The organism is Pantoea sp. YU22, assembly GCF_003970755.1.
Classification (GTDB): Bacteria; Pseudomonadota; Gammaproteobacteria; order Enterobacterales; family Enterobacteriaceae; genus Pantoea; species Pantoea piersonii.
In genome coordinates this window covers 46,645-69,773 of record NZ_RYDU01000014.1, presented here as the reverse complement: position 1 = coordinate 69,773, position 23,129 = coordinate 46,645, and the positions used below count along the sequence as shown (strand labels likewise).

Annotated in this window: 17 protein-coding genes; 13 read left to right on the top strand and 4 right to left on the bottom strand. The window is 59.0% G+C overall.

What is annotated here, in order from left to right; translation table 11 throughout:
- Positions 1-11 precede the first annotated feature (11 nt).
- Entirely contained in the window at positions 12-500 is a 489-nt protein-coding gene (locus tag EKL29_RS17355) for a spore coat U domain-containing protein (RefSeq protein WP_240629459.1), read from the bottom strand.
- Positions 501-549: 49 nt separating this feature from the next.
- Positions 550-1,119 carry a spore coat protein U domain-containing protein gene (locus EKL29_RS17350; RefSeq protein ID WP_120454733.1) on the bottom strand — a complete coding sequence of 190 codons (570 nt, stop codon included), beginning with the start codon at positions 1,117-1,119 and terminating at the stop codon, positions 550-552.
- Positions 1,120-1,653: 534 nt separating this feature from the next.
- On the opposite strand from EKL29_RS17350, the gene EKL29_RS17345 reads away from it, so the two are divergent.
- The 5 genes from EKL29_RS17345 to EKL29_RS17325 all read left to right on the top strand — a co-directional run bounded on the left by EKL29_RS17345 (position 1,654) and on the right by EKL29_RS17325 (position 11,743).
- Positions 1,654-3,699, top strand: coding sequence for a bifunctional diguanylate cyclase/phosphodiesterase (locus EKL29_RS17345; protein WP_126690311.1), 2,046 nt, complete (start codon positions 1,654-1,656; stop codon positions 3,697-3,699).
- Positions 3,700-3,854: 155 nt separating this feature from the next.
- Positions 3,855-5,978 (top strand): bifunctional diguanylate cyclase/phosphodiesterase, encoded by a 2,124-nt coding sequence (locus EKL29_RS17340; protein WP_120454729.1) that lies wholly within the window; start codon positions 3,855-3,857, stop codon positions 5,976-5,978.
- Positions 5,979-6,126: 148 nt separating this feature from the next.
- Entirely contained in the window at positions 6,127-6,768 is a 642-nt protein-coding gene (locus tag EKL29_RS17335) for a cupin domain-containing protein (RefSeq protein WP_120454727.1), read from the top strand.
- Between the two features lie 73 nt (positions 6,769-6,841).
- Positions 6,842-8,566, top strand: a complete 1,725-nt coding sequence (locus EKL29_RS17330; RefSeq protein WP_126690310.1) for a lysophospholipid acyltransferase family protein — start codon at positions 6,842-6,844, stop codon at positions 8,564-8,566.
- A gap of 315 nt (positions 8,567-8,881) precedes the next feature.
- Positions 8,882-11,743, top strand: coding sequence for an EAL domain-containing protein (locus tag EKL29_RS17325; protein ID WP_126690309.1), 2,862 nt, complete (start codon positions 8,882-8,884; stop codon positions 11,741-11,743).
- Here EKL29_RS17325 and EKL29_RS17320 read toward each other — a convergent pair.
- Positions 11,740-12,804 carry a LacI family DNA-binding transcriptional regulator gene (locus EKL29_RS17320; protein WP_120454721.1) on the bottom strand — a complete coding sequence of 355 codons (1,065 nt, stop codon included), beginning with the start codon at positions 12,802-12,804 and terminating at the stop codon, positions 11,740-11,742. The genes EKL29_RS17325 and EKL29_RS17320 overlap by 4 nt on opposite strands.
- Before the next feature lie 238 nt (positions 12,805-13,042).
- Here EKL29_RS17320 and EKL29_RS17315 point away from each other — a divergent pair, with 238 nt between their 5' ends.
- The gene (locus EKL29_RS17315; protein ID WP_120454719.1) at positions 13,043-14,353 is read left to right on the top strand and encodes an MFS transporter; all 1,311 of its coding nucleotides are present in this window, start codon (positions 13,043-13,045) and stop codon (positions 14,351-14,353) included.
- Positions 14,354-14,363: 10 nt separating this feature from the next.
- Positions 14,364-16,724 carry a TIM-barrel domain-containing protein gene (locus EKL29_RS17310; RefSeq protein WP_126690308.1) on the top strand — a complete coding sequence of 787 codons (2,361 nt, stop codon included), beginning with the start codon at positions 14,364-14,366 and terminating at the stop codon, positions 16,722-16,724.
- 160 nt (positions 16,725-16,884) lie between these two features.
- Here EKL29_RS17310 and ftnA read toward each other — a convergent pair whose 3' ends face one another.
- Complete coding sequence (gene ftnA / locus EKL29_RS17305; RefSeq protein WP_126690307.1) at positions 16,885-17,397, bottom strand: non-heme ferritin; 513 nt, start codon at positions 17,395-17,397, stop codon at positions 16,885-16,887.
- A gap of 443 nt (positions 17,398-17,840) precedes the next feature.
- On the opposite strand from ftnA, the gene EKL29_RS17300 reads away from it, so the two are divergent.
- The 6 genes from EKL29_RS17300 to EKL29_RS17275 all read left to right on the top strand — a co-directional run bounded on the left by EKL29_RS17300 (position 17,841) and on the right by EKL29_RS17275 (position 23,071).
- The gene (locus tag EKL29_RS17300; RefSeq protein ID WP_120454713.1) at positions 17,841-18,512 is read left to right on the top strand and encodes a nucleoside recognition domain-containing protein; all 672 of its coding nucleotides are present in this window, start codon (positions 17,841-17,843) and stop codon (positions 18,510-18,512) included.
- Positions 18,502-18,975 (top strand): YjiG family protein, encoded by a 474-nt coding sequence (locus EKL29_RS17295; protein WP_126690306.1) that lies wholly within the window; start codon positions 18,502-18,504, stop codon positions 18,973-18,975. Before EKL29_RS17300 ends, EKL29_RS17295 begins: the two co-directional genes overlap by 11 nt.
- 10 nt (positions 18,976-18,985) lie before the next feature.
- Positions 18,986-20,089, top strand: a complete 1,104-nt coding sequence (locus tag EKL29_RS17290) for a M20 peptidase aminoacylase family protein (protein ID WP_126690305.1) — start codon at positions 18,986-18,988, stop codon at positions 20,087-20,089.
- Between the two features lie 263 nt (positions 20,090-20,352).
- Positions 20,353-21,936 carry a peptide chain release factor 3 gene (gene prfC, locus EKL29_RS17285; protein WP_120454707.1) on the top strand — a complete coding sequence of 528 codons (1,584 nt, stop codon included), beginning with the start codon at positions 20,353-20,355 and terminating at the stop codon, positions 21,934-21,936.
- Between the two features lie 259 nt (positions 21,937-22,195).
- Complete coding sequence (osmY, locus tag EKL29_RS17280; protein ID WP_120454705.1) at positions 22,196-22,810, top strand: molecular chaperone OsmY; 615 nt, start codon at positions 22,196-22,198, stop codon at positions 22,808-22,810.
- A 99-nt stretch (positions 22,811-22,909) separates the two neighbouring features.
- The gene (locus EKL29_RS17275; protein WP_065426276.1) at positions 22,910-23,071 is read left to right on the top strand and encodes a DUF1328 domain-containing protein; all 162 of its coding nucleotides are present in this window, start codon (positions 22,910-22,912) and stop codon (positions 23,069-23,071) included.
- Positions 23,072-23,129 lie beyond the last annotated feature (58 nt).

Sequence of the window (23,129 nt, the reverse complement as noted above, 5' to 3'; positions counted from 1 at the left end):
TAAGCATGCGGCTACCAGCTCAGCGTCACGGTCAGCGTGTCGGTGTAGACGCCAGCGCGCGTCGGGCCGGGCAGCCGCAGCAGGCCATAAATCGGCAACGTAATGTTGCTGGCGTTGCTGTAGCTCAGCGCGACGGCGCTGTTTACCGGAATGGCGGTGGTATGGCTGGCGTTGGTATAGAGGGCATAGGCCACGGTGTTGGTATTGCTGGTGTGTTTCAGGTTGCGCGTCGTGGTGTAGTTGCTGCCGCCGTTAATGCTCATGCTCAGCGTCGTGCCGGGGGTACAGGCGAGCGTAATGGCGGTGCTTTGCACGAAGCTGGCGCTGACGCTGCTGCTGGCGACGCCTGACTGCGAGCCGAAATCAAGCGTGCCGAAAACGCCGGTATTCGTACCGGAGACGACGCAGCCCGCCACAATGGAAGCAGAGACTTGAAACGTGCTGGTAGGCAGGCTCCAGGCGCTAAGACTTCCTGTCAGCAGGGGCAGCGTGCAGATCAGCCTGCGCAAAGCGCGCAGCGCAGCCACCCGAATGCTCCTGAACGCGCGATCAGTAGTTCACGGCGACGTTAATGGTGTCGGTATAGGTACCTGCCGGAATAAGCGGGTTGAAGCCGCCGCCCACGACGCGCCCGTAGATGGCGTAGTTGGTGCCAAGCGTAGGGTCAGTGGTATCGGTGGCGGGGATATTGGTGTTGTTGGCGATAGCGGTGGTAAAGGCCGCGTCGCTGTACAGCGTGTAGGCGATCCCTTGCGTATTGTTGGAGCCGAGGATCAGGTAGCGCGGCTGGCCGGAAACCGTCCCAAAGACAGTGGCAGGTGCTGCGTTACTGCTGGTCACCTGCACGTTGTAGGTCTGACCGGTGGTGCAGCGCACGTAAATACCGTTGCCGGCCGCACCGACCAGCGTGGCGTTCAGGGTGTCGAAGGTCGCCGCGCTGCTGCCGAAGTTCAGGGTACCGAAGTTAACGCCGCTGGTGGCGGACTGGCCGTTCACCAGGCAGCCCGTGGTCAGCGTCAGGGTAGCGTTAATTGTCCCTGTCGTGGTGGCGGCAAAAGTAACAGAGGATAATGCCGAGGTCAGGCCCGCAGCGGCAAACAGAAAAAGCTTGAATTTCATAATTAATCCTTACCGATTATGTAGAGTCAGTGCTTTTTCGCCCGGTGATTAATTAGTAACACAAGCAAGATCTGGCGTAGCGGCCCCGGCCAGGCCAGAGATTACGCCTCATCCTGAGGAAAATCTTAGCTTTAAGCTAAGTGCTTTTTATAAATTTTACTTAATATAGAACAGCGCACAAGCTCCGGTGAAGCGATACCGCAACTTTTCATTAATCAATTAATTTATCCGGTCGATAAACCTGTAATACCAAGGCGTTGGGCGAGCCAAAAAAAAAGCAAAGCGGGGGACATTTTGCCCTCTACCGTCGCTTCGCTAACAGTGATATGTTCATACATTAATCAGAACCAGTTACGCTTTAACAGGCTATGCCAGGAAAAACCTTAATCGCATGTCGACCTGACCGGTACAGCGTTATACGGCCCTGAAAATAATAAACTGCACGGCTGACCGCTATTTATCCGTCTGTTTTTTTGAAATCTTTGTTGATTACAACACAGCGCCTGCTCATGGGCGGGGTGTGAGGAGTTGCACATGCTGCTGGTCACCTGGGATAGCGTTCTGGTCGGCGTTTCGCTGATCGTCGCTTTTATTGCCGCGTTTACCGCGCTGGACACGGCAGGGCGCGTCGCGGTGTCTCACGGCTGGATGGCGCGCGTGTGGCTGATGGCTGGCGGCATGGCGATGGGCATCGGCATCTGGGCGATGCACTTTATCGGTATGCTGGCGATGGTGATGCCGATGCGCTACGACATTGGCCTGACGGTGTTCTCCCTGCTGGCGGCCTGCGTCGCCTGTATGCTGGCGTTTGCCCAGACTCAGGGCGGGCAGTTTAGCCGTCACCGCTGGCTTATCGGCAGCGCCATGCTCGGCAGCGGCGTGGTGGCGATGCACTATACCGGCATGCTCGCGCTGCTTATCACGCCTGCGCCACACTGGCGCCTTCCGCTGGTTGCACTCTCCGTCGCCATCGCTTACTGCGCCTCCGCCGCCGCGCTCTGGCTGGCTTTTCACCTGCGTCAGGGCGAAAAAAATCTGCTGACGATGCGCGCGCTCGGCGCGCTGGTAATGGGCGTCGCCATCGCGGGCATGCACTACACCGGCATGGCGGCGGCACAGTTCGATCGCCACAGCATGATGCTGGCGCAGGGCGTCAGCGGGCAGGGGCTGGCGGTATGGGTCGCGCTGGTGACGCTCTCTATCCTCGGCTTTACGCTGCTCGCCTCAATGCTGGATGCTCAGTTGCGCGCCGCGCGTCTGGCGCAGCGTCTGAAACAGGCGAATCAGGAGCTGCATCAACTGGCGATGCACGACAATCTCACCGCGCTGCCTAATCGCGTGATGCTGGAGCAGCGGCTGGAAGCCGCCCTTAGCCAGGCATTGGACGACGATAGCGGCTTTACCCTGATGTATATGGATCTCGACGGCTTTAAGGCTGTCAACGACACCTGGGGTCACTACGTCGGCGATCGCTTGCTGATTGCCGTCGCCGAGCGCCTGCGTGGCCAGCTTAGCGACGACGGGATGCTGCTGGCGCGGCTCGGCGGCGATGAGTTCGTACTGCTGACCCAGGGCAATGAAAGTCGACACGCCGTGGCGCTGGCGCAGCGGCTGGTCAGGGCGATCGATGCGGCGTTTGAGCTGGATCGCTACCTGTTGCGCGTCTCGCTCAGCGTGGGCATCGCTTTTTATCCGCAGCATGGGCGCAACAAGCAGGAGCTGATGTTCAACGCCGATTCGGCGATGTACCACACCAAACACAGCGGGCGTAACGGCTACTGTCTGTTCGAACCGGCGATGAGCGCCAGCGCGCAGCATCAGCTGGCGCTGGCCAACGATCTGTGGCTGGCGCTGGAGCGTCAGGAGATGCGGCTGTTCTATCAGCCGAAGTTTCGTTCCAGCAGCAGCGAGCTGATCGGCTTTGAAGCCCTGCTGCGCTGGCAGCACCCGACGCGCGGTCTGCTGATGCCCGACATTTTTTTGCCGCGCGCGGAGAAGACCGGGCAGATCGTCGCGCTGGGTAACTGGGTGATCAACGAAGCCTGCCGCCAGCTTAAACAGTGGCACAGCGACGGACACGCGCGCTGGACGGTTTCCGTTAACCTGTCAGCGCTGCAGTTTCACCAGCGCGATCTGCTGGATACGGTGCGTCAGGCGCTGCTGCGCCATCAACTGCCGGGCGGGTCGCTGACGCTGGAGATCACAGAGAGTATCGCCATGCGCGATCCGCAATTTAGCCAGCAGCGCATCAGCGAGCTGCAAAAAATTCAGGTCAGGGTGGCGATCGATAAGTTCGGTATCGGCTACGCTAATCTGCTGCATCTGAAAAACCTTGACGCCAGCGAGCTGAAGATTGACCGCAGCTTTATCAACAGCCTGCGCGCCGACAGCCAGGATGCCACCGTGGTAAGCGCAATGCTGGCGCTGGCACAGACGCTCAACCTGCAAATGGTGGCGGAAGGAGTCGAAACCGAAGAGCAGCAGACGCTGCTGACCCGGCTCGGCTTTGACGCGCTGCAGGGTTATCTTCTGGGTAAACCGACGCCTGCCGAGCGCATTGCCGACTTCGCCACCGTTTGACGATAGATTTTAACGCTCACAGGCATCGGAAGCTTTCATCGATGTGAGCTAATTACCTTTTGCCTTTTGCCGATAACCTGAGCAAATAATTCATCCGCGTGACTTTTTCATTACAACTCCATGGCTGCGTTTTTGCGCTTTAACGGGACTTCACTATGTTAGTGACCTCATACGATTCGTTTACCGTCATCGTCTCCATTCTTGTTGCGATGCTGGCGTCCTTTACCGCGCTGGATATGGCGGGCCGCGTGGCCACTTCAACAGGAAAAGTCGCGTTGATATGGCTGTTTGGCGGCGGCTTCGCCATGGGCGTCGGCATCTGGGCAATGCACTTTATCGGCATGCTCTCTATGACCATGGAGATGGTGATGAGCTACGACGCGTCGCTCACCGGCATCTCGATGGCGATTGCCGTGATCGCCTCGATCTTCGCGCTCTGGCTGGTCTGCCAGGGCGAATTACCGATAAAAAAACTGCTGGGCGGCGCGCTGGTGCTGGGCAGCGGCGTGGTGGCGATGCACTACACCGGGATGGCGGCGCTGATGCTTTCGCCCGGCATCAGCTGGAACTGGAACTGGATTGCGCTCTCGGTGGTTATCGCGCTGGTGGCGTCTGGCGCGGCGCTGTGGCTGGCGTTTAACCTGCGTGACGGCACCACGGGCCGTACGACGCTGCTGCGTCTCGGCGCTTCGGTGGTGATGGGCCTCGCTATCGCGGGCATGCACTATACCGGCATGGCGGCAGCCAACTTTCCGGCGCACAGCCATACGATCAAGATGGGCGTCAACAGCAACTGGCTGGCGATCCTGGTGACGGTGGTCACGCTGGCGATCCTCGGCATTACGCTGCTGGTGTCGATGCTCGACGCGCGCATGCAGGCGCGTACCGCGATTCTGGCGCGCTCGCTGGCGGAGGCGAACCGCGAACTGGCGCAGCTGGCGCTGCACGACAACCTGACGCGCCTGCCGAACCGCATTCTGCTGGAGGATCGTCTGGAGCAGGCGATCAATAAAGCCAACCGCGAACGCACCCAGTTTGCGCTGATGTTTATGGATCTCGACGGCTTTAAGGCGGTAAACGACGCCTTCGGCCATCACGTCGGAGATAATCTGCTGATCGCCGTCACCGAACGCATGAGCGATCAGATGAAAGGGTATTACACGCTGGCGCGCATGGGCGGCGATGAGTTTGTGCTACTGATTGAAATTAACGATCCCAACGACGCCGCCACGGTGGCGGATACGCTGGTCAAAGCCATTGAGCGCCCGTTTGCCATCTCTCGCTATGAGCTGATGGTGTCGCTGAGCATCGGCATTGCGGTCTACCCCGGCGACGGCAAAGATGAGCGCGAGCTGATGTTCAACGCCGACGCCGCGATGTACCACACCAAAAATAACGGGCGCAACGGACATAACTTCTTCCAGCCCTCAATGAATACGCTGGCCCAGACCCAGCTGCAGCTTAATAACGATCTGTGGCACGCCCAGGAAAACGGGGAGCTGCGCCTGTTCTACCAGCCGAAATATTGTGCGCCGCGCGGCCCGATTATCGGTTTTGAAGCGCTGCTGCGCTGGCAGCATCCGACGCGCGGCCTGCTGACGCCCGATATCTTCCTGCCGCTGGCGGAAAAGACCGGCATGATCGTCAATATCGGCAGCTGGGTCATCAACGAAGCGTGCCGCCAGCTGCACGAATGGCGTCAGCAGGGGCACAGCAACTGGTCGGTGGCGGTGAACCTCTCGGCGCTGCAGTTTGAGCAGAGCAGTCTGGTGGAAACGGTGATGGCGGCGCTGGCGACGCATGACATTCCGCCCGAGCTGCTGACGCTGGAGGTGACGGAAACCACCGCGATGCGCGATCCGGACGAGAGCGTGCGTATTCTTACCGAACTGACGCGGCTGGGGGTCAAAGCCTCGATTGACGACTTCGGTACCGGCTATTCGAGCCTGCTCTATCTCAAGCGCCTGCCGGCCAGCGAACTCAAGATCGACCGGGCGTTCGTCAATGAGCTACAGCATCACTCCGAGGATGCCACCATCGTCTCCGCCATCGTCGCGCTGGCGCAGTCGCTGGATCTGAAAGTGGTGGCGGAAGGGGTGGAAACGGCTGAACAGCAGGCGTTTTTAACCGGTTTAGGCTGCAATACGCTGCAGGGATATTTACTGGGTAAGCCTGTGCCGCCGGAGAAAGTCGCTGAACTGCCTGATTTCGCGCCGCTGTCGGAGCAGAAAAACAGCGTCACGTCGCCTCATACCCTTTGCGAAGCGCTGCCGGGATAAACCGGCAGCACAAAGTGACAGGATTGTTGCGTTGTTATTTGTGTTTGGTTAGCAAATACCTGCTTTTATGGTGTTTTTGCTGGCGCGCGCACATTGCAACGGTCATGAGGTTTGCCACACTTAGCTGAAAGCTAACCGGAGAACCTGTATGACTGCCCCCTCTTCCAGTCTGTTGTTACTGATGTCCTTCGCGGCGGGCACCTTTGCCGCCGGTTCGTCAAATAACCCGCAGCATCTGATGCTCGCCAGCCCATCGGGCGGCGTGCCGAACAATCCGCTGCCGCTTATCATCTGGCCGAGCATCGCGCTGGATGAGATGCAGGATGAAATGCAGAATGATGCGCAAAATGAAACGCAGGAGGAAGAACCCGACTTTGCCGGCTGGTTTGAACAGACCTTCGCGCGTAACGGCTGGCCGCCCTCATGGCGCTACGACATCTTTCCCTATACGCATTTCCATCCCAATACGCATGAGCTGCTGGGCGTGGCGCAGGGCTGGGCGGAAGTGCTGTTCGGCGGCGAAACGGGCCGTATGGTAACGCTGCGCGCGGGCGATGCGGTGCTGATCCCGGCGGGCGTCGGCCATAAGCAGGTCTATGCCAGCGAAGACTTTATGGTGGTCGGTGCTTACCCGGAGGGCTTTGCGCCAGAGACGCAGCGCGATGAGCCGGACAAGCTGCACGTGGCCCAGCAGCAGGTGAAGGAGGTGCCGCTGCCAACGCGCGATCCCTTTACCGGCAAAGAGGGCGCGATGACCGATATCTGGATGCCGATCGCCGACCGTTTCTGAGCCGCGCCGCGTCATAAATTTGAAAACATCTCGTCTTATTTTTGGCGTCACCATCGTCGAAAAAAGGCGCGTTATGTTCTCTGTCGATCAGGTTGTCGAACGCTTCTGGCCACAGGCTCACCCCACTGGCTGGCAGCGTCGGGTATTGCGCTGGGCCCTGCATGAAGAGGAGTTCCAGCGCTTCGCCGCGCGCTATCCCCATCTGAAAGGGCTCGATATGATCGAGCAGGTGCTGGAGCACCTCGACGTGCGCTGCGAGCTGAGCGAACGCGATCTGGAGCAGATCCCGCCGCGCGGGCCGGTCGTTATCGTCGCCAACCATCCCCTCGGCGCGCTCGACGGTCTGGCGCTGCTGTCAGCGGTGGCGCAGGTGCGGCGCGACGTGAAAATCGTCGCCAACCGCATGCTGATGATGGTGGAGCCGCTTAATACGCTGATGCTGCCGGTAGACAATATGGGCAACCGTACCAGCCGTGACCAGCTTCAGCGCATGCAGCAGCACCTCAGCAATGATGGCGTGCTGATTATCTTCCCGGCGGGCGAAGTGTCGCGCCTCAGCAGCCGCGGCGTGCGCGACGGCCGCTGGCACCACACCTTTCTGCGTCTTGCCGCCCGCGCCCGCGCCCCGCTGGTGCCGGTATTTATCGACGGGCGCAACAGCGGACTCTTCTACGCGGCGGCCAAAATCGCCCAGCCGCTGGCGCTGCTGATGCTGGTGCGCGAGATGTTCCGCCAGCGCGGCACCCGCATCAAGCTGCATATCGGCGCGCAAATTCCGTTTGCGCACTGGCATGACGGCCATACGCCGGGCAAAGCGCTGGCAAAACGGCTGCGCAAACACCTCTACCGTATCGGCCAGCAGCGTCCCGGCCTGTTCCAGACTGAAAAAGCGATCGCCCGCGCCGAGGATCGCGCGGAGCTGAAGCGGGCGCTGCGCGAGAGCGAGCATCTCGGCACCACCGGCGACGGCAAACAGATCTATCTGTGGCGGCGCAACGGCGCGACCTGGGTACCGCTGCTGCGCGAGCTGGGGCGACTCCGTGAAATCGCCTTTCGCGCGGTGGGCGAGGGCAGCGGCCGCCGTCGCGATCTGGATAACTACGACGACGACTATTACCACCTTATCCTGTGGGATGATGCGCAGCTGGAGATCGTCGGCGCCTACCGCTTTATTCCCGGTGACGAACAGCTCTCCAGACGCGGTCTGGAAGGGTTTTACAGCCACAGCCTGTTCCACTACGACGAGCGCATGATGCCAATTTTGCAGCAGAGCATTGAACTGGGGCGCAGCTTTATTCAGCCTGCATACTGGGGCAAGCGCGGGCTCGATTATCTCTGGCTCGGCATCGGCGCTTATCTGGCGCGCTATCCTCAGACGCGCTATCTGTTTGGACCGGTTTCCATCTCGGGTGGCATGCCGCTGGCGGCGCGCGATCTGCTGGTGGCTTTCTACCGGCTCTATTTCCCCACCGAACTGCCGCTGGCGACGTCGCGTCGGCCTTATCCCGCTTCGCTGCCGGACGTGCTGGCGCAGTTTAGCGGCGACGACTATCAGGAAGATTTGCGCAGGCTCAAGCTGCTGCTGAGCAACCTCGGCTGCGCTATTCCGACGCTCTATAAGCAGTATTCGGAGCTGTGCGAGCCTGGCGGCGTGCAGTTTATCGATTTCGGCAGCGATCCCGAGTTCAATCACTGCATCGACGGACTGGTACTGGTGGATTTAACGCGGCTGAAGGCGTCGCGCTACGAACGGTATATTGCCGTGCATCAGGTAGCGGCGGAGGAGACGGAAGGGTAAGCCTCCAGGCGTTTTGCCCACGCCGCGGCACAGGTGACTGATTTTATTGAGCGTTAAGCCCGACCCCCGGCGTCGGGCTTTTCGTGCATTTTCGCTTTTACCTGCTTATTCTTTACCGTCTTAAACCCGCCATTACACACGTTTATTTACAGTTGAACATTTTCTCGCCACTGCCGATAAAACACCTACTAACTTTCGTCATCCGCTTATTAGTGCTTGTCAAAACAGGGCATTTCGGATGTAGTCGGGGCCTCATTAAGAGCTTTCTTAATTTTTGGGGACAACCTCAGACAGCGCAGCAACAGGCTAATAACAATGGATAAAAATGCAGATGTCATGTATCGGTTACTGGTACAAAGCGTGATCGATTACGCCATCTATATGCTTAAACCAGACGGCACTGTCGCTAACTGGAATGCAGGGGCGCAACGGGCGAAAGGCTACACGCCAGATGAGATCGTCGGTAAGCATTTCTCGCTGTTTTACAGCGAAAGCGATCGGCAGAAGGGTGTGCCGCAGCGCGGCCTGGATACCGCCGCGCGCACCGGCAGCTTCGAAACCGAAGGCTGGCGCTACCGTAAAGATGGCAGCGCCTTTTGGGCGCATGTGGTTATCGACGCCATTCGCGATCCCCACGGCGAGCTGATCGGCTTCGCCAAGATTACGCGCGACTGCACTGAACAGCAGGCGCAGCAGCGCAAAGAGCGTGAACAGGAGGCGCGTTTCCGCCTGCTGGTGGAGGGCGTAACCGACTACGCCATTTATATGCTGGATCACGACGGGCTGGTCGTAAACTGGAACGCCGGGGCGCAGCGCGCCAAAGGCTATGTTGCCGAAGAGATTGTCGGCCAGCACTTCTCCCGCTTCTATAGCGCCCAGGATCGCAAGGCGCTTATTCCGCAAAAAAACCTCCAGACAGCCTATCGCACCGGTCGTTTCGAAGATGAGGGCTGGCGCTACCGCAAAGACGGCAGCGCGTTCTGGGCGCACGTCATTATCGACGCCGTGCGCGACGACGGCGGCAAGCTTATCGGCTACGCCAAAATCACCCGTGACTGCACCGAGCAACAGGCGATGCTGCGCGCGCAGCGCGAACAGGAGCAGCGCTTTCGCCTGCTGGTGGAAGGGGTCACCGATTACGCCATCTATATGCTGGATATCAGCGGCTGCGTAGTGAACTGGAACGCCGGGGCGCAGCGCGCCAAAGGCTATGTCGCCGAAGAGATTGTCGGCCAGCACTTTTCGGTGTTTTACAGCGCGCAGGAGCGTTTGCAGCGCGCCCCGGAGACAAATCTGGCGACCGCGCTGAAGAACGGCCGCTTCGAGGATGAGGGCTGGCGCTACCGCAAGGACGGCAGCGCCTTCTGGGCGCATGTGGTCATCGACGCCATCCATAACGACGAAGGAAAGCTGATCGGCTTCGCCAAGATCACCCGCGACATTACCGAGCGCCGCGAGCAGGAGCAGCAGCTGCTGCGCGCCAAAGACCTGGCCGAAGCGCAGAGCGCAAAAATGTGGGCGCTGTCGAAATTCCTCGATAACATCATCACCAATATTCCCTCCTGCGTGGTGGTCGAAGACGCCATTACGCGCGAGATCCTGCTGGTCAACGATCGGTCGGAAAAGCTGTTCGGCCTGTCTAAAGCGCTGCTGGTCAACAAAAAGCCGCACGAGTGCATGTCGGCTGAACTCAGCGACTACTTCAACAGCCTGGCGGATATCGCGCTGCGCAACGAGGGCATTCACCAGCGCGAGCAGCTATTGCTCACCGCCAGCGGCGAACGCATCCTGCATACCCGCGCCACCACCATCGCCGGACAGGATGCGCGCCAGAACTACATTATGCTGATCGTCGAGGATGTCACCGACCAGCGCGCCGCCGATGCGCGCATCCACCATATGGCGCATCACGATAACCTCACCAGCCTGCCGAACCGCATTCTGTTCCGGCAGCGGCTAAGCGAGGCGCTGCGGCATGATGCGCAGGGCAGCCGACAGACCGCCACGCTCTGTCTGGATCTCGATAATTTCAAGAACGTAAACGATGCGCTTGGCCACCAGATCGGCGACGAGTTGCTGCGCGCGGTCGCCAAACGGCTGCGCGCCGCGCTGCGCGATCGCGACACGCTGGCACGTATCGGCGGCGACGAGTTCGCTATCGTCCTGCCGTCCGTGGGGAATGCGGAGGAGGCGGCGCTCGTCGCCCAGCGCCTGATCGAAGCGATACGCCCGCCGGTTAACGTCGAAGGCCATAACCTGAGCGTCGGCCTCAGCGTCGGCATCGCCCTGAGCGGGACTATCACCAATACGCCGGAGCAGATGCTGCGCTGCGCCGATATGGCGCTTTATGAGGCCAAGCGTAACGGGCGCAATCGCTATGAGCATTTTACGCTGGCGATGGATGACGTGGCGCGCAGCCGCCGGGTGATAGAGAACGATCTGCGCGAGGCGATCGGCGGCCATCAGCTTAAGCTCTACTACCAGCCGATTACTGACGGCGAGGCGGTACAGTCGATTATCGGCTACGAGGCGTTGATGCGCTGGCACCATCCGGTGAAAGGGCTGATTATGCCGAACGACTTTATTCCCATTGCAGAGGAGAGCGGCCTGATTCATATGCTCGGCGCTTATGCGCTCTACGAAGCCTGCCGCGAGGCGACAAGCTGGGAAGGCAAGCAGACGGTGTCAGTAAACCTCTCGCCGCTGCAGTTTAAAAACAGCTCGCTGGTATCGGTCGTGGAGGCTGCGCTGCGTGACTCCGGGCTGGAGCCGAACCGGCTGGAAGTGGAAATCACCGAGTCGGTGCTGCTCGACGACTCGCTCGGCAATATCCGCACGCTGGAGAGCCTGAAAAAACTCGGCGTGCAGATTGCGCTGGATGACTTTGGCACCGGCTATTCGTCGCTCAGCTATCTGCGATCCTTCCCGTTCGATAAGATCAAAATCGACAAATCCTTTATCAGCGATATGGGCGACAGTCGCGAGGCGCTGGCGATTATCCGTGCCATTACCGGCATGAGCCGCAGCCTCGATATTCAAATCACTGCCGAAGGGGTGGAGAGCAGCGAACAGTTCGCGAAGCTGCGCGAAGAGGGCTGTACGCTGTTCCAGGGCTACTATTTTGGCCGCCCGCAGCCGTCGGAGCTGCGGCTGAAAGCGCTACACACCCCGGCCTAATCATAGAGGCCGTGCTGCTGCACCGGCGCGTGGCTGGGGTTGTCGCGAATGCGGCGTACCGACTCGCGCACCACCAGCTTGCCGTGCAGCAGCAGCGTGCCGGGCAGCGCCTGCGCGTTCAGGCGCATGCTCTGCACTATGCGTACCGCCTCTGCGCCCAGCTCGTCGCGCGGCACCTGCACGGAGGTCAGCGGAATATCGTGGATGGCGGCAAGGTTAAAGCCATCCATGCTCATTACCGAGACATCCTGCGGCACGCGCAGTCCCGCCTGCTGCAACGCCTCCACCGCGCCAGCGGCGATATAGTCGCCGCTCGCCAGAATCGCCGTCGGCCGCTGGGCGAGCGGGCAATGCTTCAGGTATTCGCCCAACCTTTCCGCCGCCTCAAGACGGCTGAAGCTGGTCAGCGTCAGCAGATGCTGACGGCTGTCGAAGCGCAGATTCATGGCGTGCCAGGCGTCGCGCACCCCCTGTAAGCGCTGCTCCATGGTGTAGCGGCGCAGGCAGTGCAGCGACAAAATCTGGCGGTGTCCCTGTTCAAACAGATAGCGCGCGGCGCTTTCGCCAATCAGCTGATGATGCGGAGAGACCGAAGAGAGCCGCATACGGCGGTCCATCGCATTGATCAACACGCACGGCTTGTTTATCTCCGCCGCGAGCTGGTGGATATGATCGTCGTCGATACCCACCAGCAGCGCGGCGTCGGTCTGCTGCATCTTCTCCAGAAACAGCGACGTGTCGCTCTCATTCTCTTCCAGCGCGCAGTAGCGTAAACGCACCTCGTGCGGCGCGATCGCCTGCGCGATGCCCTGAATAACCTTGTAATAAAAGATATCGCTGCGCACGTCGAAGGCGCGCGGCGGCGCAAATACCATCAAATTATTCAGCAGCAGGCGCCCGCTGTGCAGGTTATCCAGCACCCCCTGCTGTTGCGCCACTGCCAGTACCTTGTCGCGCGTGCTGGCGCGGGTATTGGCTTTACCCGCCAGCACGCGCGAAACGGTGCTGATCGACACGCCGCTGAGCGCCGCAATTTCGCTGATTTTCAGCCTTTGTTTCATTTTGTGATCGTCCTCAAATCTGCCAATGAAAAATTTTTCATTGCATGCTGAATCGCGTCAGATAAGGCAAAGAAGCAGCTTTAAACGCGTCGAAAAGTTTGCCATGAAAAAAGTTGCAAAAAAGAGGCTATACCGACGTTTCGCGCTTTTTTAAGGTGCCAGACAGGTACACGCGGTACGCCAGAGGGCGGTGTGAAGGATCAATCTGGCCGTTAAAAGCCTGCACAGGAGCTGACAAATGAGCCTTGAATCAACAACTAAGCCTATCGGCGCGACGCGTACGATGCGCACAATCAAAAATCTGCGCTGGTGGATGCTGGGGCTGTTTTTGCTGGGCGTGACCGTTAATTACGTGACGCGCAATTCGCTCGGCATTCTGGCGCCGGAGCTGAAAACCAGCCTGAATATGAGCACCGAGCACTACTCCTGGGTCGTCGCGGCGTTTCAGCTCGCCTATACCCTGTTTCAGCCGCTCTGCGGCTGGCTGATTGACCTGATCGGCCTGAAGATGGGCTTCCTCATCTGCGCGCTTGTCTGGTCGGTAACCTGTCTGCTGCACGCGGGCGCAGGCAGCTGGCTGCATCTGGCGCTGCTGCGCTTTGTGATGGGCGCGTCGGAGGCGGCGGCGACGCCCGCCAACGCCAAGGCGATCGGCGACTGGTTCCCGAAAAAAGAGCGGCCGGTCGCCGCAGGCTGGGCGGGCGTCGGTTTTTCGGTCGGCGCGATGCTGGCGCCGCCGATTATCTATGTGGCGCATATTACATTCGGCTGGCAGGGCGCCTTTCTGCTGACCGGCGGGCTGGGGCTGCTGTGGGTCGGTCTCTGGTGGTGGGGCTATCAGTCGCCGGAAAAACATGGCCGCCTCTCTGATGAAGAGCGTGCCTGGATTACCCAGGACAATGAAGCCGTGGGCGAAAAGCTGCCGTTCTTTCAGGCACTGAAAACCATCGGGAAAGAGAAAAAATTCTACGGTATCGCCATACCGGCGTTTCTCGCCGAACCCGCCTGGGCGGTGCTCAGCTTCTGGGTGCCGCTCTACCTGGCTAACGAACGCGGCATGGATCTCAAGCAGATCGTGATGTTCGCCTGGCTGCCGTTTCTGGCCGCCGATCTTGGCAGCGTCGCCAGCGGCTATCTGACCAAAATTTACGTGAAGTGGTTCGGCCTGACGCGCGTCAACTCTATCGTTGCCAGCTCGATCACCGGCGCGGCGCTGATGATCTCGCTGGCGCTGATGACGCTTGTTAAAGATCCCTATCTGGCGATCGCCCTGATCTCTATCGGCGGCTTCGGCCACCAGGTGATCTCCTGCATGCTCAGCGCGCTGGTGGTAGAGCGTTTCGATCGCCGTCAGATGGCGACGGTTAACGGCATGCGCGGCTCCTGCGCCTGGATCGCCAGCTTTATCTTCTCTCTGATTATCGGCGTGACTGCCGACACCATTGGTTTTAACCCGCTGTTTGTCGCCATGGGCTTTTTCGACCTGGTGGGCGCGATTTTCCTGGTGATGTTTATCGCCGAACGTCGTCAGCGCAGCGCTGAACAATAAGGACACTTTGATGAAAACCCTGAAGAACTGGACGCTGAGTCAGCACGCGGATCATTTTGTTGAGCTGAAAGTGGATAACCGGCATCTGCTGCGCCTGTACGTGCTGGAACCGGGTCTGATACGCGTGCTGCTGAAGCGCGACGGCAAGCTGGCGTTAAACCGCACCTGGAGCATCGCGCCGGGCGACGATGTGCCGTGGGAAGGGCGCGATCGTGAATCCCTCGACGGCTTTACGCTGCCCGCGTTTCAGCTGGAGCATGAAGAGAACCAGCTGCGTATCAGCACCGACCGTTTGCGCGTAACGGTGCATCATCCGCTTTGTCTGAGCTGGGATCATTTTCATCAGGGACAGTGGCAGCCGCTGGCGGCCGATCGCCATACCGGTGCCTATTTGCTGAACGCGCACGGCGACGGCGTAGAGCACTACCAGCGTCGCCAGCCGCAGGATCGCGTCTACGGTCTCGGCGAAAAAACAGGCGATCTGAACCGCAGCGGCCGTCGCTTCGAAATGCGCAACCTCGACGCCATGGGCTATAACGCTGCCAGCACCGATCCGCTCTATAAACACATTCCTTTTACCCTGACGCAGCGCGACGGCGTCAGCTTCGGCCTGTTTTATGACAACCTGAGCAGCAGCTGGCTCGATCTCGGCAACGAGCTGGACAACTACCATCTGCCGTATCGACGCTACCGCGCCGAAGCGGGCGATCTCGACTACTACCTGATGCTGGGGCCGAAGCTGCTGGAGGTGACGCAGGCTTTTGTGCGCCTGACCGGCCGGACTATTTTTCAGCCGAAATGGAGCCTGGGCTACAGCGGTTCGACCATGCACTACACCGACGCGCCCGACGCGCAGCAGCAGCTGCAGGGCTTTATCCGTCTCTGCCGCGAGCACGAAATCCCCTGCGACTCGTTCCAGCTTTCGTCGGGCTACACCTCCATCAACAACAAGCGCTATGTCTTTAACTGGAACTACGACAAGGTGCCAAATCCCAACGGCATGAGCGAGGCGTTCCACGCTGCGGGCATGAAGCTGGCGGCCAATATCAAACCCTGCCTGCTGCAGGATCATCCGCGCTATCAGGAAGTGGCGTCGCAGGGGCTCTTTATTCGCGACTCGGAGCAGGATCGCCCGGAGCGCTCGGTGTTCTGGGATGATGAGGGATCGCACCTCGATTTTACCCATCCGCAGGCGGTGCGCTGGTGGCAGGAGAACGTGACCACGCAGCTGCTGGAGAAGGGTATCGACGCCACCTGGAACGACAATAACGAGTATGAAGTCTGGGACGGCGAAGCGCGCTGCTACGGCTTCGGCCAGAGCATCGCCATTAAGCATATTCGTCCGGTGATGCCGCTGCTGATGATGCGCGCCTCGCTGGAGGCGCAGCAGCGGTTCGCGCCGGAGAAGCGTCCCTATCTGATCTCCCGTTCCGGCTGTGCCGGCATGCAGCGCTACGTGCAGACATGGAGCGGCGATAACCGCACCAGCTGGCAGACGCTGCGCTACAACATCCGCATGGGACTGGGCATGAGCCTCTCCGGGCTGTTTAACGTCGGCCACGATGTGGGCGGCTTCTCTGGCGACAAGCCGGACGCCGAGCTGTTTGTACGCTGGGTGCAGAATGGCGTGATGCATCCGCGCTTTACCATCCATTCGTGGAACGACGATCACACCGTGAACGAGCCCTGGATGTATCCGGAGGTGACGCCGCTGATCCGCGAGGCGATCCGTCTGCGCTATCGTCTGATGCCCTACCTCTACACGCTGCTGTGGCAGGCGAGCACGCAGGATGAGCCGATGCTGCGTCCAACCTTCCTCGATCATGAAGAGGACAGCGAGACTTACCGGGAAAATGACGACTTTCTGCTGGGTCGCGATCTGCTGGTCGCCAGCGTGGTGGAAGAGGGCAGCCGCGAGCGCGAGGTCTATCTGCCGCGCAACGCCCACGGCTGGTATGACTGGCACAGCGGCCAATGGCTGGCGGGCGGACAAACCGTCACGCTGGACGCGCCGCTCGACCGCTTGCCGCTGCTGGCGCGCGCCGGTTCCGCCATGCCGCTGGGACGCTGCGAAACCACCACCGATGCGCGGCTCGACAGGGTGCGCGAGCTTCAGCTGTGGCCTGCGCCGGGCGAGGCGCGCACGGAGGGCGAATTTTTCGATGACGACGGCGAAAGCCACGGCTGGCAGCAGGGCAACGCACTCTGGATGCGCTGGACGCTGCAGAGCAGTCGCGAACGCCTTGAACTGACGCTGGAGAAGCGCGGCGATTATCAACCCGCGTGGCGTGAAATTGAGGTGTTGCTGCCCGCTGGCGAGACGCGCGAGCTGTGGATCAACGGCGAGAAAAAGGCGCGGTTTAGCCTGTAAGGCGCAGCGTTCCGCGAAGGAACGCCGGCTGCACGGAACAGAAAACGCAGGCGGAACGGCCTGAAAAGCAAAACGGCCCGCACCAGGGATGGCGCGGGCCGAGCAAGCATGGATACCTTAAGCGACGCTGCGATTGGGCCGTTCGGCCCGTATCGGCACCTTAGCCGTTAGCGCCGTGGCTTTCCGTATTCATACGTCCCAGATCTTTGTCGACCAGGAACAGGCCTTCGCCTTTGTTGCCTACCAGCGCCAGCTTATCCAGTACGGTTTTGAACAGCTTCTCTTCTTCATGCTGTTCTGCAACATACCACTGCAGGAAATTAAAGGTGGAGTAGTCGAGCGACGTGATAGCCGCATGCGCCAGCTCGTTGATTTTTCGCGTGATCAGCTTTTCATGGTCCAGCGCCTGCTCCAGCAGTTCCGTCAGCGAGTTATAGGCGACCGGCGGCGCAGCGATGGTGCCCAGCACCGGCATGGCGCCCGTATCGCTCAGGTATTCAAACAGGCGCTGCATGTGCTCCATCTCTTCACGGGAGTGCTCTTTCAGAAATGCCGCTGCGCCTTCCAGACCTTTATCGCTGCACCACGCGCTCATCTGTAAATAGAGATTAGCGGAGAAAAATTCGAGGTTAAGTTGATCATTAAGACGCGCAGTCATTTCAGCAGTCAGCATGGTCGATTCCTTTAAAGAGGCAAAATAATTAGCAGGGGAGAAGTGGTGAATTATGCACCATGATGCCGGACAAAAGATAGCTTTTTACTAAAAAATTACATTTTATCCAATTGATTTAAATAGAATTATTTAGTTATTTGAATACGAGCGATTATCATTCTGCGGTACGTTTCCCGCTACGCCCAATCGGTGCGGCGCATCTGCACACTATCGGTGCAGTACCGCCTGCATCACCGTTCGATAACAGAAGCAGAGCGATATTCGCTGCGTCATCAGGTCGCTGAGAAATATAAATCGGCGCAGATTTAATCGATTATTTATTTAAAACGCAGGGAGAGAAGAACTTTATTTTCAAAAGAAAGGTTTTACGGCGGTTGGCATAAAACCTGCAATCAACAGAGTTCCATATATTGCAACTAATAAACGACTTCGCGGGAATAATCATGTCTGACGAAAAAATAGCGCTGAGAAGCGAGCGCGTCTCAGCCAGCAAAGGAAGTTATCTGGCGCTGTTTGTCGCGGTCCTCTTTTTTTCAGGATTGCTCTATAAGGTCGACGGCTTTCGCTGGCTGGGCGCCTTTGACTTTACCACGCTGGGCGGCAGCTTCGGCACCATGAAAGATCCCGCCAGCAATACTTTTCTCGGCGCGGGCGGACTGAGCGCCAAAGCGGGTTTTCTGTTCGCACTCTCGCTGACGCCGACCGTGATGCTGGCGCTGGGCGTGCTGGAGATTTTCACCCACTACGGCGCCATGCGCGCGGCGCACAAGCTGCTGACGCCGCTACTGCGCCCGTTGATGGGGCTGCCGGGACGCTGCGGGCTGGCGCTGATCACCGATCTGCAGAGCACTGACGCGGGCGCGGCGCTGACGAAAGAGATGTATGACCGCGGCCAGGTCAGCAAAAAAGATATTGTGGTCATGAGCGCCTGGCAATATTCCGGCGCGGGATTAATCAATAACTATTTCGCCATTGGATCGGCATTGTTCGCCTCGATGACGCTGCCGATTATTATTCCGCTCGCGTTAATGTTCGTTCTTAAATTTGTCGGTGCGGCGCTGACGCGTTGTGTGTTAAACAGTGTTTATAAAAAGGACTTCGACCATGGAAAATAACGGCGCGGTAAAAGTCAGCCAGAATCCCTTTGATATTTTCGTTACCGGCGCGCGCAAGGGTTTCCACATTGCTATTCATAACCTGATGCCTAATGTGGTGATGGCCTATGTGCTGGCGGAAGTGCTCAACCTGCTCGGCATCATGCCGTTTCTCGGCACGGTTTTCGCGCCGGTAATGGGACTGTTCGGCCTGCCGGGCGAAGCCATTACCGTGTTGTTGACCGCCTGGCTCTCTTCCTCGGCCGGCACGGGCGTGGCGGTGAGCCTGCTGGTTAAAGGCGTGTTGACCGGCGCGGACATTACTATCCTCGCGCCCGCGATCTTCCTGATGGGATCGCAGCTGCAGTACATGGGGCGCCTGCTGGGCGTGGCCGATGTGCCGAAAAAATACTGGCCGCTGCTGATGCTGGTAAGCGTTATCAATGCGGCGATCGCAATGGTCGCTATGCGTCTTTTTATTTAGGAGAGAAGCGGTGTCAAAGGTCTTAGAGCATTATCACTACCTGCATGAAATCCCGGAGCTGGGCTTTCAGGAATTTAAAACCTCTGCTTATATCGCCGAACAGCTGGAAACGGCGGGGCTGAAGGTGACGCGCAATATCAACCAGACCACCGGCATCGTGGCGGAGATCGACAGCGGCGTGCCCGGGCCGGTGCTGGCGCTGCGCGCCGACATGGACGCGCTCGGCCATATCATCGATGGCGTGGCCTGCGCGCGTCATACCTGCGGCCATGACGGCCACTCTTCCGTGGTGCTGACCGCCGCGCAGGAGCTGCTGGCGGAAGGCGCGGTCAAAAAAGGTCGCCTGAAAATTCTGTTCCAGCCAGCCGAAGAGCTGGGCGCTGGTGCGCTGGCGATGGTTGAAGGTGGCGCGCTGGATGACGTAGAGATGATCTTCGGTTTCCATCTGCGTCCGCTGGAGGAGTGCGTGGTCGGCCAGGCGACGCCTGCCGTGCTCTACTCCGCCTGCTCGACGCTGGAAGCCACTATCAAAGGCGCGCCCGCGCACGCCGCGCGCCCGCATCTCGGCGTTAACGCGCTGGACGCGGCGGTGCAGGCGGTCAATGCGGTAAACGCTATTCATCTCTCGCCGGGACTTAACTGGAGCGTGAAGGCGACCCGTTTTCTCTGCGACGCAGGCGTCACCAACTCGGTGCCTGACGAGGCGCGGGTGGTATGGGATCTGCGTTCGCAGGAGAACGCGCCGATGGAGGCGCTGAAAGAGAAGGTCACGCAGGCGATCCAGCACAGCGTCGCGGCGCTGGGCGCCACGGCGAACGTCGTGGTGCTGAAAGAGATGCCTGCGGCGGAGATCGATAATGATGCGACGGAGGTGATCCGTGCGGCGATTACCGAGGTGCTGGGCGCAGAGGGGCTGCTGGAGGCGAAAACCACGCCGGGCAGCGAAGACTTCTTCTTTTATCCGGTGAAGCGCCCGAACGTGAAGGCGGGCTTCTGGGGTCTTGGCACTAACCTGGTGCCGGGCCTGCATCATCCCGATATGCACTTCGATCTTAACGCGCTGGAAAATGGCGTGAATATTTTTAAATCCTGCGTAAAAAGGGTGCTGGGGTAACCCGGCGAATGCCCGCCTGAGGGCGGGCTGTGCTGAAATTTTCCCTGCCGCTGTTCGCCGCCGCGCGCAAAATATTGTATGCTATGCCGCCTTAACGAAGACTGGGTAACCGGAATCGCCGCCAATGTAGAACGCGCATCAACCACCGCCTTCTGACGCTGTTGCGTCACGCCTGGCTCCGTTTACCTGCCGGATTTCCGGCCATCATGATTACTCTGCAGCGTCCTCTCGTGTGACGTTGCCTCGATGAGAAGAACTCACTCATGTCTAATTTCATGCAAGAGGTGGCGCGCCGCCGCACCTTTGCGATCATTTCGCACCCCGATGCCGGTAAAACCACCATCACTGAAAAAGTGCTGCTGTTCGGACAGGCTATCCAGACTGCCGGTACGGTAAAAGGCCGCGGCTCCAGCCAGCACGCTAAATCGGACTGGATGGAGATGGAGAAGCAGCGTGGCATCTCTATCACCACCTCGGTAATGCAGTTCCCCTATCGCGAGAGCCTGGTCAACCTGCTCGATACCCCCGGGCACGAAGACTTCTCGGAAGATACCTACCGCACCCTGACGGCGGTGGACTGCTGCCTGATGGTGATCGACGCGGCGAAAGGCGTCGAGGATCGTACCCGCAAGCTGATGGAAGTTACCCGCCTGCGCGACACGCCGATCCTGACCTTTATGAACAAGCTCGACCGCGATATCCGCGACCCGATGGAGCTGCTGGATGAGGTGGAGAGCGAGCTGAAAATCGCCTGCGCGCCGATCACCTGGCCTATCGGCTGCGGCAAGCTGTTCAAGGGCGTTTACCACCTCTATAACGACGAAACCTATCTCTACCAGACGGGACAGGGCCATACCATTCAGGAAGTGCGCATTGTCAAAGGGCTGGATAACCCGGAGCTGGACAACGCGGTCGGCGAAGAGCTGGCGGCGCAGCTGCGCGAGGAGCTGGAGCTGGTAAAAGGCGCTTCGCACGAATTCGATCGTGAGCTGTTCCTGAGCGGCGAAATCACGCCGGTCTTCTTCGGCACCGCGCTGGGCAACTTTGGCGTCGATCATATGCTTGACGGCCTGGTCTCCTGGGCACCTGCGCCGATGCCGCGCGCGACCGACGTGCGTACCGTTACCGCGCAGGAAGAGAAGTTCACCGGCTTCGTGTTCAAGATTCAGGCCAATATGGACCCGAAACACCGCGACCGCGTCGCCTTTATGCGCGTCGTTTCTGGTAAATATGAGAAGGGCATGAAGCTGCGCCAGGTGCGCACCGGCAAAGATGTGGTGATCTCCGACGCGCTGACGTTTATGGCGGGCGACCGCTCGCACGTAGAAGAGGCCTGGCCGGGCGATATCATCGGCCTGCACAACCACGGCACCATCCAGATCGGCGACACCTTTACTCAGGGCGAGAACATGAAGTTCACCGGCATTCCGAACTTCGCCCCTGAGCTGTTCCGTCGTATCCGCCTGCGCGATCCGCTCAAGCAGAAACAGCTGCTGAAAGGGCTGGTACAGCTGTCGGAAGAGGGCGCGGTACAGGTGTTCCGTCCGGTGCACAACAACGACCTGATCGTCGGCGCGGTGGGCGTGCTGCAGTTCGACGTCGTCGTGGCGCGTCTGAAAAGCGAATATAACGTCGAGGCGATCTACGAAGCGATTAACGTTTCCACGGCGCGCTGGGTTGAGTGCAGCGATGCGAAGAAATTCGACGAGTTCCAGCGTAAAAACGAGGTCAACCTCGCGCTGGACGGCGGCGACAACCTGACCTACATCGCACCGACCATGGTGAATCTGAACATCACGCAGGAACGCTATCCTGACGTGATCTTCCGCAAAACCCGCGAGCATTAATCCGCGCTACAACAGGGCCGCCCAGCTTTGGCTGGCCCTGTTCTCCCTCTCCAGACTCCTCCTAAAAATGCTGTTTTTTCTCTTAACTGGCGTGTGATCAACCAGTTATTCAAGCAGAACGCGAAACACCGACTATGATTATTCTGTCGGACGGCAAAAGAGAAGTTGCTTCTTAATGACGTCCAACGATGCAGCAGCGCCGTTTGCTGCTGTTGCGCCCACGGGTGTGGGTGAGCTCACTGACAGAAGGAAGATATCGATGAATAAGACTAAGATTGCCCAAACGCTGATGGCGGTAATGGTTGGTTCCGCCCTGTTAAGCGGCAGCGCCCTGGCTGACGACTCGCTGACGCAAAAAGCGCAGCAAAGCGCGGATAACGCCGGTGCGAAAATCAATAGTTCTATGAAAAAAGTCGATGGATTTATGGATGACAGCGCCGTCACCGCAAAAGCCAAAGCGGCTCTGGTGGATGACAAGGCAATAAAAAGTACGGATATCTCCGTGAAAACGCATGATGGCGTAGTGACCCTGAGCGGTTTTGTCACCTCACAGGATCAGGCTGAAAAAGCCGTCGCCGCTGTGAAAAAAGTGGAAGGTGTGAAATCCGTCAGCGACAAACTGCACGTTAAAGACAGCAAATCACAAAGTATGAAGGGATATGCCGGCGATGCGGCAACGACTAGCGAAATTAAAGCTAAACTGTTAGCCGATGACATTGTCCCGTCGCGTAACGTCAAGGTAGAAACCACCGACGGCGTCGTCCAGCTTTCAGGAACCGTCGCGACTAAAGCGCAGTCGGATCGCGCTGAAAGCATCGCGAAAGCCATTGAAGGCGTTAAAAGCGTTAAGAATGACCTGACCGTGAAGTCTTAACGTCGTGAGCGCGGCGTCTGCGTGACGCCGTGCTGACAAAACAAGACCCAAACTGGGAAGAAACAAGCAGTTCGATTTCACTATGGTAAGGAGAGGCTTATGTTTCGTTGGGGTATTATTTTTCTGGTAATTGCACTTATCGCGGCGGCGTTAGGATTTGGCGGCCTCGCCGGTACGGCAGCATGGGCGGCTAAAGTTGTCTTCGTTGTCGGTATTATCCTGTTCCTCGTGAGCCTGTTTACCGGCCGCAAACGACCCTGACCGGTTGTGTCATTCTGATTTTTGCAGCGAGCTTGCATAAAGCGGAGGCCAGCCAGCT